9 protein-coding genes and 1 tRNA gene are annotated in these 10,081 nt (G+C 70.1%); 5 read left to right on the forward strand and 5 right to left on the reverse strand.

All coding sequences use genetic code 11. The features are described from left to right. Positions 1–13: 13 nt before the first annotated feature. Genes dnaG through ABD993_RS36290 form a run of 3 tightly spaced genes read left to right on the forward strand, consistent with a single transcriptional unit; the run spans position 14 to position 3,065 of the window. Positions 14–1,870, forward strand: a complete 1,857-nt coding sequence (dnaG, locus tag ABD993_RS36280) for a DNA primase (protein ID WP_345428886.1) — start codon at positions 14–16, stop codon at positions 1,868–1,870. Further along, positions 1,867–2,316, forward strand: a complete 450-nt coding sequence (locus tag ABD993_RS36285; protein ID WP_345428888.1) for a hypothetical protein — start codon at positions 1,867–1,869, stop codon at positions 2,314–2,316. Before dnaG ends, ABD993_RS36285 begins: the two co-directional genes overlap by 4 nt. After that, positions 2,313–3,065 (forward strand): trans-aconitate 2-methyltransferase, encoded by a 753-nt coding sequence (locus ABD993_RS36290; RefSeq protein ID WP_345428890.1) that lies wholly within the window; start codon positions 2,313–2,315, stop codon positions 3,063–3,065. The genes ABD993_RS36285 and ABD993_RS36290 overlap by 4 nt, the downstream gene beginning before the upstream one ends. 43 nt (positions 3,066–3,108) lie before the next feature. Here the strand turns inward: ABD993_RS36290 and ABD993_RS36295 are convergent, their stop codons facing one another. Continuing rightward, a complete protein-coding gene (locus ABD993_RS36295) occupies positions 3,109–3,918 on the reverse strand; it encodes an NAD(P)H-dependent oxidoreductase (RefSeq protein WP_345428892.1) in 810 nt (269 codons plus the stop codon). Between the two features lie 42 nt (positions 3,919–3,960). Here ABD993_RS36295 and ABD993_RS36300 point away from each other — a divergent pair, with 42 nt between their 5' ends. Beyond that, the gene (locus ABD993_RS36300) at positions 3,961–4,947 is read left to right on the forward strand and encodes a GlxA family transcriptional regulator (RefSeq protein WP_345428894.1); all 987 of its coding nucleotides are present in this window, start codon (positions 3,961–3,963) and stop codon (positions 4,945–4,947) included. 103 nt (positions 4,948–5,050) lie between these two features. Here the strand turns inward: ABD993_RS36300 and ABD993_RS36305 are convergent, their stop codons facing one another. Further along, complete coding sequence (locus ABD993_RS36305) at positions 5,051–5,698, reverse strand: AAA family ATPase (RefSeq protein WP_345428896.1); 648 nt, start codon at positions 5,696–5,698, stop codon at positions 5,051–5,053. Positions 5,699–5,790: 92 nt separating this feature from the next. Continuing rightward, complete coding sequence (locus ABD993_RS36310; RefSeq protein WP_345428898.1) at positions 5,791–5,982, reverse strand: hypothetical protein; 192 nt, start codon at positions 5,980–5,982, stop codon at positions 5,791–5,793. Between the two features lie 160 nt (positions 5,983–6,142). Between ABD993_RS36310 and ABD993_RS36315 the strand changes: the two genes are divergently transcribed. Beyond that, positions 6,143–6,215: transfer RNA gene (locus tag ABD993_RS36315), tRNA-Asn, on the forward strand. 120 nt (positions 6,216–6,335) lie between these two features. Here ABD993_RS36315 and ABD993_RS36320 read toward each other — a convergent pair. Then, positions 6,336–6,506 (reverse strand): helix-turn-helix transcriptional regulator, encoded by a 171-nt coding sequence (locus ABD993_RS36320; protein ID WP_345428900.1) that lies wholly within the window; start codon positions 6,504–6,506, stop codon positions 6,336–6,338. A gap of 109 nt (positions 6,507–6,615) precedes the next feature. After that, positions 6,616–7,731, reverse strand: a complete 1,116-nt coding sequence (locus ABD993_RS36325; protein WP_345428902.1) for a hypothetical protein — start codon at positions 7,729–7,731, stop codon at positions 6,616–6,618. Between the last annotated feature and the right edge of the window lie 2,350 nt (positions 7,732–10,081).

Below are 10,081 nucleotides of genomic sequence, written 5' to 3' on the forward strand. Positions count from 1 at the left end.
TAGACTCGCCCCCGTGGCGGGCAGGATTCGGGACAGCGACATCGCGGAGGTCCGCGACCGCAGCCGGATCGAAGAGGTCGTCGGGGACTACGTCGCCCTCCGTCGCGCCGGCGCCGGGTCGCTGAAGGGCCTGTGCCCCTTCCACGACGAGAAGACCCCGTCGTTCAACGTCCGGCCCACGCACGGCACCTTCCACTGCTTCGGCTGCGGCGAGGGCGGCAGCGCGATCGACTTCGTGATGAAGATCGAGCACATCGGCTTCGTCGAGGCGGTCGAGCGGCTGGCGGACAAGTGCGGCGTCCGACTCACCTACGAGGGCGGCAGCTCGTCGGTCCAGCGGGACCGCGGCACGCGCTCGCGGCTGCTCGAGGCCAACAAGAAGGCGGCCGAGTTCTACGCCGCGCAGCTGCGCACCCCCGAAGGCGCCGCGGCCATGCAGTTCCTCACCGCTCGCGGGTTCGGGTCGGACGCGGCGGACCGGTTCGGCTGCGGCTACGCCCCCGGAGGCTGGGACAACCTCACCAAGCACCTCCTCGCGCAGGGCTTCACGCTGGACGAGCTGGAGAAGGCCGGGCTGGCGAAACAGGGCAGGCGCGGCCACATCGACCGGTTCCACCGCAGGCTGGTCTGGCCGATCCGGGACCTGGGCGGAGACGTCGTCGGGTTCGGCGCCCGCAGGCTGTTCGACGACGACGGCATCGAGGCCAAGTACCTCAACACCTCGGACACCCCGGTCTACCGCAAGTCCCACGTCCTGTTCGGACTGGACCTGGCCAAGCGGGAGATCGCCAAGCGCCGCCAGGTCGTGGTCGTCGAGGGCTACACGGACGTGATGGCCATGCACCTCGCGGGCGTGCCCACCGCCGTCGCCTCCTGTGGCACGGCCTTCGGCACGGACCACATCTCGGTGCTGCGCAGGCTGATGGGGGACGACTCGTTCGACAAGGGCGAGGTCATCTACACCTTCGACGGGGACGCGGCGGGCCAGGCGGCGGCGCTCAAGGCCTTCGACGGCGAGCAGTCCTTCGCCGCCCAGACCTTCGTCTGCATCGCGCCGGACGGCCAGGACCCCTGCGAGCTGCGCCAGGAGCACGGCGACACCGCGGTGCGGGACCTGGTGGCGCGCCGCGAGCCGCTGTTCGAGTTCGCGATCCGCTCCATCCTGCGGGACTGCAAGCTGGACGACGCCGAGGGCCGCATCCAGGCACTGCAGCGGGCGGTGCCGATCGTCGCGAAGATCAAGCGCGAGGACCTGCGGGACGAGTACGCGCGCAGGCTGGCGGGCTGGGTCGGCTGGGACGACATCGCGATGGTCGTCCGGCGGGTCCGCGAGGAGGCGGGCGGCGGCGCACCGCGCAAGCGCCGCGCGGCCCCGACCGCGCCGCCGCGAGACGATCCCCGCCTGCACCTGCAGCGCGAGGCGATCAAGTCCGCGCTGCAGATCCCGGTCATCGCGGGCCCGGCCTACGACGAGCTGCCCGAGCAGGTCTTCACCCATCCCGCGTTCGCCGCGGTGCACATCGCGATCCAGAAGGCGGGCGGGGTGTGCGCGGGGCTCGAGGGCACCGCGTGGATCGAGGCCGTCGGGGCGGAGTGCGGGCCGGAGGAGCGCAAGCTGCTCTCCGAGCTGGCGGTGGAGCCGCTGGAGCTGCCGCGCAAGCTGGTGGACGAGGCGCGCTACGTCGGGTCGGTGCTGGCGGGGGTCAAGCTCGCGCTGGTCGAGGCGCAGATCGCCGAGGTGAAGTCGCGGCTGCAACGGACCAACCCGACCGAGGACCCGGAGCTCTACAACGAGCTGTTCGGCGACCTCGTCCCGCTGGAGCAGTACAAGATCGCGCTGCGGGAGCAGGCGAGCGGGGCGCACCGGTGACGTTCCTCGGGCGGCTGCTGGGCCGCGAGGAGCTGCCTCCCGGGTTCGCCGGTGAGCTGGATCCCGCCGAGCACGTCGTCGCGAGCGCCGAGGTGCGCTCCGGCGGGCACCTCGTCGTCACCAACCGGGGGATCTGGTTCCCCGGCGCGGAGGACCGGACGAGCTGGCACCTGGTGTCCAAGGCGACCTGGGCGGACGGGGCGATGACCGTCGTCGTCGCCACCGAGGAGGACCTTGGCAAGGCGTTCCTGCTGCACGACGGGCCGCCCCGCCGCTTCGCCCTCGGCGAGCCGGGGAAGGTGCCCAAGGCCGTGCACGAGCGGGTCACGCAGTCGATCGTGTCCCGCGAGCGCGCCCGCATGCCGGACGGGCGGGAGGCCTGGATGCTCGAACGCCGCGTCCCCGGCCGGGACGGCACGGTCCGCCAGATCCGGCCCGACTCGTGAGCACCACCTGGGACCCCGCGCTCTACCTCGACTTCGACGACCACCGCGCCCGCCCCTTCCACGACCTCCTCGCCCGGGTCCGGGCGGTGGCGCCGCGGCGCGTCGTGGACCTGGGCTGCGGCCCCGGGAACATGACCGCGCTGCTGGCCGCCCGCTGGCCGGAGGCGGTGCTCGAGGCGCTGGACTCCTCGGCGGAGATGGTCGCCGCCGCGCAGGCGGCCGGGATCCCGGCCCACCGGCAGGCGGTCGAGGACTGGGCGCCCGAGCCGGACACGGACGTCGTCGTGACGAACGCGGTGCTGCAGTGGGTGCCGTCGCACCGCACGCTGCTCCCGAGCTGGCTTCGCGCCCTCCCATCGGGGGCGACGTTCGCGATGCAGGTCCCCGGCAACTTCGCCGCCCCCTCCCACGCCCTGGCCCGTTCGCTCGCGGCCGAGCGCGGGATCAGGCTGCGTGGCGAGGCCGGGGTGGGCGAGCCCGCGGAGTACGCGGCGCTGTTCGCTGCGGCGGGCGCCGAGGCGGACGTCTGGGAGACGACCTACGTGCAGCGCCTCACCGGCGAGGACCCGGTGCTGCACTGGATCAGCAGCACCGCCCTGCGCCCGGTGCGGGACGCCCTCTCCGCGGCCGAGTACGCGGACTTCACCGCAGATCTGGCCCCGCGCCTGCGCGAGGCCTATCCCGCGGACGCCGGGGGCCACACCTGGTTCCCCTTCCGCCGGATCTTCGCGGTCGCGCAGCTCCCGTAGCCCCGCCCCCGGCGGTGATCATCAGACCCCGACGCAGCTTCGATCATGCAGGAAGCCGCGTCAGGGCCTGATGATCTCCGCGAGGCTCGGTCATCACACCCTCACGCAGGTGTGCACGGAGCCCGGTCTCACCCGGCGCGACCTCCGGGCGCAGCTCCAACCGCTCGTATTCAGCGCGTTCCACGCGGTAGGGGAGCGGGGTCTCGGTCTCCAGACCCGCCAGCCGCGTCCGGAGATCGGCGGCGGCCCGCGCGGCGTCGGCCTCGGTGAACCGGTCCGCGCCCGGGACGAGGTGCGGCGCCAGGACGGTCGCGCCCGCGTAGAACAGCGTGCCGTGCAGGATCGGGAACAGCAGCTCGTCGAGCTCGCCGTTCACCCCGCGCGGCCCGAACGCCGACGCCGGCCCACCCGTCGACGTCACGACGAGGGCGCGCTTGCCCGCCAGGATCCCGTCGCCGTAGCGCCGCGTGTGGCCCTCGGGCGCGCGGACGCCGTAGCCGAAGCCGCTCACGAACACCCGGTCGACCCAGCCCTTCATGATCGCGGGCATCGAGAACCACCACATCGGGAAGTGCAGCACCACCACGTCCGCCCGCCGGAGCTTGTCCTGCTCGGCCACGACGTCCGCGGGCAGCGTGCCCTCGGCGAACGCCGCCCCCGCGGCGGCGGAGACCCGCAGCCTGCCCTCGGTGCCGTAGTCCGCGGCCGTGACGACCGGGTTCCAGCTCATCGCGGGCAGGTCCGAGACCTCGACGGTGTGCCCCGACGCCCGCAGCGCGGCGACGCCCTCGGCGGCGAGTGCGGCGGTCAGCGACCGCGGATCCGGAGGGGCGACGACCCAGAGAACGTCCATGAGCCCATCCTGCGAAGCCGCCCGGGCCACGACAATGGCCCGATGGTCATGATGTGCGAGGATCGGGCCATGCATCGTGTCTCCGTGCTCGTGCGCGACGGGTGCCTGCCGATGGAGCTCGGCATCGTGCACCGGATCTTCGGGCAGGCCCGCTCGGCCGCGGGCGAGCGGCTCTACGAGGTCCGGACCTGCACGACCAGCCCCGGCGAGGTGCGCACCGACACCGACTTCGCGATCCGGGTCGACCACGGCCCGGAGATCCTCGCCGAGGCGGACACGGTGATCGTCCCGGCGTCGGACCTCGACTACGTGCCGGGCTCGCTGCAGGAGGAGGTCCGCACCGCGCTGGCGGGGATCCGCCAGGGCGCCCGGATCGCGTCGGTCTGCACCGGCTCGTTCGTGCTCGCCGAGGTGGGCCTGCTCGACGGTCGCCGCGCCACCACCCACTGGCGCTCCTGCGACCGGTTCCGCGCGCAGTACCCCGCCGTGCACGTCGACCCGGACGTCCTCTACACCGACGACCGCGGCGTCCTGACCTCCGCGGGCGTGGCCGCAGGCATCGACCTCTGCCTGCACATGGTCCGGTCGGATTTCGGGTCGGCGGTGGCGAACGAGGTCGCGCGCGGGACCGTCGTCCCGCCGCACCGAGACGGCGGCCAGGCCCAGTACGTCCGACGACCGCTGCCCGAGCCCGCGGTCTCCTCCACCGGCCGGGCCCGGACCTGGGCCCTGGAGAACCTGCACCGGCCGGTGTCGCTGCGTGAGCTCGCGGCCCGGGAGTCCACCAGCACCCGCACCTTCACCCGTCGCTTCCGCGAGGAGATGGGCACGTCGCCGGGGCAGTGGCTGGCGCGGCAGCGGATCGAGCGGGCCTGCGCGCTGCTGGAGGAGACCGACCTCCCGGTCGACGACGTCGCCGAACGCGCGGGCTTCGGCACCGCGGGCTCCCTCCGCCTGCACCTGCAGGCGGAGCGGGGTGTCTCCCCGACCACCTACCGCCGCACCTTCCGCACGACCCCCACGACCTGACCCGTCCGACTCGGGCGTCGGAACCGGGGGACTCGCGGAGAGTCCCGCGAGTCCGACACCCCACCCCGCGAGTCCGACACCGCGGCGTCGTTGTCGGACGGGCTCAGCGGAGGTGGCGGAGGGTGCGGGTGGGGTCGGCGAGGAAGTCGCGGGTGGTGCGGACCGGGAGGCAGTCGTCGTAGGCGACGGTGTGCAGGCCGCCGTCGGGGTCGATCTGCAGGATCCGGGCGCCGGGTAGGGCGGTGAGGATCGGGCTGTGTGTGGCGATCAGGAACTGCGAGCCCGCGCGGGTGAGCTCCTGGATCCGGGCGAGCGCGGCGAGCTGGCCCTGCGTGGAGAGGGCGGCCTCGGGCTCGTCGAGCAGGTAGAGGCCCTGCGGGCGGAAGCGGTGGGTGAGCAGGTCCAGGAAGGACTGCCCGTGGGAGCGTTCGTGGGGCGAGACGCCGCCGTAGGGCTCCAGCTCGATGCCCCGGCTCTCGATCTCCGACGCGACGTTGTAGTAGGTCTCGGCGCGCAGGAAGAACGAGGACCGCTCCCTGCCCGGCGCACGCGAGACGGTCAGCGCCTCGCCGAGCACGGACTCGGTGGACCGGGTCGCGAAGCGGAAGTGCCGCGACCCGCCCTCGGGGTTCAGTCCCGCCGCGACGGCGAGGGCCTCGACCAGGGTGGACTTGCCGGACCCGTTCTCGCCCACCAGGAACGTCACGCCGGGACCGAACTCCAGCCGTCGTCCGCGCAGGGCGGCGATCACCGGCAGGGCGAAGGGGTACCGGCCCCAATCCGCGGTCTCGTCGTCGATCGCGACGCGGCGCAGGAAGATCCCCGCGCCCTTCGGCGGTCGGCTCAGCGGCCGTGCTCCTGCCGCGGCCCGTTGACGACCTCCTCGACCCGGGCCCGCACGACGCCGGCGGCCCCCTGGACGGCCGGATGGTCGGCGATGCGCTGGTACGTCCGGTGCAGCTGCTCGTACCGCTCGTGGCCGGCCTTGGTGCCGAGCACGTAGCCGATCGCGGCACCCAGCAGGAACTTCAGCATCGTGATCCTCCACGGCGGAATTCGACGGCCCCTCCATCCTGCCCCAGGACCACCACCGGGGGACGGCCGCGGGTGCGGGGGAGGGGGGTCGGAAGGGACGCGTGGGGGGTGTTGTACTGTCTCTCCTGCCGGTCAGCGGGACGCCGCCGACGGTCAGCGGTCCTCCGTAGCTCAATTGGCAGAGCATGCGACTGTTAATCGCAGGGTTACTGGTTCGAGTCCAGTCGGAGGAGCAAAAACCCCAAGGTCAGGCACCGTATCACGGGCCTCAAGTTGATCGCCTCGGAGATCAACTCCCAGTTTACTCCCATGATCTACAATTGATTCTGATCTTGGGTCTTCTGCCTGCCACCTCAAGGCTGTGCTTCGAACCACGCTCGGACGGCGCTCGGCTCGTAGCGCACATAGCGCCCGACCCTCCTGGACTTCGGTCCGTACCCGCGCTGGCGCCACTGGTACAGCGTCGCGACGGGGACGCCGAGGAAATCGGCGACGTCCTTCACACCCCAGAGCCTGTCGTTCATTGGGATTCCTCCATCCGGGGTCGGGGCTTCAACGCCTCTGAACCCTTGCCGACGGTGGCTGTCGTCGTCGTCGTTCGTCGTCGTTCGGCCCGGCCTCGCGAACGAGGGCTCAGGGGTTCCAGAGTTCCAGGACGCCCCCGGCTCCTGTCCGCACCTCGGCATCCGGGTGCGCGGCCTTCGCCTCCGCGAGCCTCGCCATCACCTCGTCGATCGGACCCGGCGGGATCGTCGCGAGCGGCTTCGGCTTCGGCGCCCGCTTCTTCCGGGCCTTCGGCGGTTCGGATGTGAACAGGGTGCGCAGGAGCGGCGGCAGCATGGCGACCCACTGCCCGCCGTCGAAGTCGGGCAGGGCGTGACTGCCGCCCCAGACATGGCCGATCCGGTACGCCGTGCAGGCCGGGCAGCGCTCCCACCAGCCGGGCATCAGTTGAGCGATCTTCTCTGCCTGGGAGCCCGGTGCGGGTGGGGGATGGAACAACCGCACAGAGATGTCGTACTCGTGCCACTCCGCGGGAGCCTCACATTCTGAGCACATGTCGTCAGGACTCGGCGGCGGCATCTTCAGCAGGGCGTTGAATTGTCTCCTATCCTTCGTCGACCACTCCCGAAGGAGGCGGTGGCGCCAGTAGTCGGTGTGGGCGCCGAGGTTGGTCGCGCGGCGTTCCGAGGGCAGGTAGCCACGTTTGTCGATGACCTGCTCGGGATCGCCGATGGTGTGCAGGAGTTCCGCGGCGGATGCGCGTGCCTCGGCTTCCCGACGCGCCGCGCCGTCGCGCTGGGCGGCGTTGGCGGGCTTGCGCAGCACGTGGCCGAAGAACGCGGCGTCCGCCGTGTCCCGGAGGTACTGCAGCCGCTGAGACGCCCGCTCCTCGTCGTAGGTGTCAGCGGCGAGCTGAGCCCGGCGTCGCCGCTCCTCCTCGTACCGCTTGTCGAAGTCGTCCGACCACGCCTTCATCCGGGCTTCAGACTCGTCCGGAGGCAACTCCTCAGCGCCGTTGTCCCACTCCTCAAGGACGGCCATGTGGCGGTCGTGCTCCCGCCGCTGGCGGCCTTCCTCCCACCAGTTCCAGCGGCGCGGAACGTCGCCGTAGATCCCCGAGATCCCGTTGAGCGCCTCCAGCAGCTGATGGCCGCTCGTCGTGCCGCCGGGGGCCCTCGTCCACGCGACACCGTTCGGGGCAGTGACCTGCTCTTGCGTGGGGTTCTCTCCGGGCTGTTTGGGCACCGGACCCTCCGTCCTCGCGGTCGCCGGGGCCGGGGTGGCCTCCGTTCGCCCGCGGGCTCCGCAGCCAATCGCATCGCAGGTGCATGGCCCGAAAGCGAACGACTCGCCAGGGTGTACGCGACCTGCGCATGACGTGCTGGCGCAGGAGCCTCTCATGATCATTATCCGAGGCGATGCCGCCGGTGTCACCGTGCAGGGATGAGCGTGCGGGTTCAGCCATGCTGAACTCACAGGAATCGCCGGAGCAAGATATGCAGAAGGTTCCCTTCCGCGGTCGCGAGGGCGCGACGGAGGACTCGCGAACGGGGCGTTCGCGGGTCTGACCCCGACGCTAATCGGGTGCTGGTTGGACTGAACGACCGGACTGCGACATTCAGCGGGTTCGTTCGAGTAACTGCCATGTCTCGATAGCTCGCTGACGCGGGCCCCGCACCTCGCCAGCGGGAAGACGGGACCATCTCGACGACAACCTCGCCGCGGAGCTCTGTCGTGAAGGGGATCTGCCAACACGCGGAGGTCCCGCCGAGGATCTCTGCGGCGACGAACAGCTGTCCGCCGAGGGTGACGGTGCCGCTGCGGGACACAGTGAGGTCGACCTCTATTGCGGTGTCCCCGGGTCGGGCGCGGCCAAAGGTGATGGCATGCCGGAGCGCATGCCGGAGGCGGCAAGAGCAGCGAGCTGCCTGAGCGCAGCAGGGCGAGCGGACGGCCTTGATCCGTGCTCCGTCGGGGTGAGGTGGATCAGCCCGATATCTGCTAATAACGTGAGCAGGACACCGGCTCGCTGTGGCCCGAGCCCGAACTGTCGGCCCAGAACGGTGAGACTGCCCAACGCAGGGCCGACACGCTCAAACTCGACCGGCCCGCCCCGGTGGAGCTACTGGTCAACGCAGTCGGGTGCTGGCACGTCCTCGGCGGGTGTGGGCGGGGACCAGCAGCGGAACGAGTGATTCGGATTCGCCGCGGCGGGCCTGCTACAGCACCGCCTGGTGCAGTCGTAGGGCTCGGGGCCGTGGGCGGTGCCAATGCGCGGTCGTCGATGTGGTGGCGGTTGCCAGAGCCGCAGGTGACGTGCCCGCGGCAGGTGAACTAGCGGGCTTGCACGGGCCCGAATGACGGTACGGTAAGCATGAGGAACGCCCGCGGTCCGTCGGACACCGAGGCTGGAACGCCCTTGACCGGCAGGTGCTGCGGCGGCTGTCGAGAGCCGCCCCCCCCGGACCACCGCGGTCGGGCTACGCCACGTCGACGGGATGCCGCATGAGTCCCAGCGTTGCGAGATCAGCCGTGCCGCAAGACACCAAGAAAGCATCACGAGCATCGGCACCGGTCCGCATCACGACGACACGATCTGGTGCGCCGACCGGCAGCGACCGCGCCCGGCAAGCGAAGACGAGCTGCAATGTCAGCGTTTAGAGGTGCCCACGCCGTAGATCTATAACGGCGTGTCATCTATCTGCCACCGGTCCGCTGGTGCTATCCCGTCGTCGGTGCGATCGAGGCCGCTTTCACCATGCTCCCCGCAGCCATCATGGATGAAGCCGAGTATGCCGCGCCGGATGAAGTCTCCCAGTTCGATCGGCTCCTTACACGCACCATAACGACCCTCGTACTTTGCTCGAAGTGCCACCCGACTGAGTGTAGGGCTGGCCCTCGGTGAGGTCCACGCCGTCAGCCACGTGGTAGGCGGCAGGGGCGGCAGCGCGATTCGGGCGCCAGCAACATAGGGCCTATGGCGGAATCCGCAGAACACCTATTTCTGTCGCAATGCGTTTCGGACGTACTGCGACAGCTTTCTCGCTCGAACCTCTATGCTTACGTGGAGGCTGAGCGACGCAAATACGATTTTGCTTGCGATCTGCTGCGCGATTGCTCTCGGCCTCTAGTTGGCCAGACACTCTAAAATCACACTGCTGGACTCGACAAAGATCTTCGCACGATGCTGCTCATGCAGAAGCGGAGATCTGCGCCTACGTTGCCCGCGATACAATAATGGCTCGCAGGCTTCTGTCCGAGGCGGTTAAGGGGTGCAAGATGACCAGATAGTATTGCGGGCCTTACTTCAATAAGTCTCGGAAAGCTCCGCGGCAGAACTCATCACTTCGGCTCAACCCAGCGAAGAATGCGGTTCGCCAATAGTTTGGTCCGAAGCGGGCGCGATAGCTACGATGTTCTCGATCAAGGTAATCAAATACGCCATCGGCACCGCCTGATTCAAAGTATTCATTCAGAGCTTCGTATCTATCGAAGAGCTCTTCGTTTGCTTCGCTCCTGTAGTATTCTTGCAGTTGCAATGAGCCCTTTCCACTTGGCCTCAGCCGGCGTGGATGAGGACGAGGACGGCCTTGAC

The organism is Pseudonocardia xishanensis (genome assembly GCF_039541715.1).
In the GTDB taxonomy this organism is placed as follows: Bacteria; Actinomycetota; Actinomycetes; order Mycobacteriales; family Pseudonocardiaceae; genus Pseudonocardia; species Pseudonocardia xishanensis.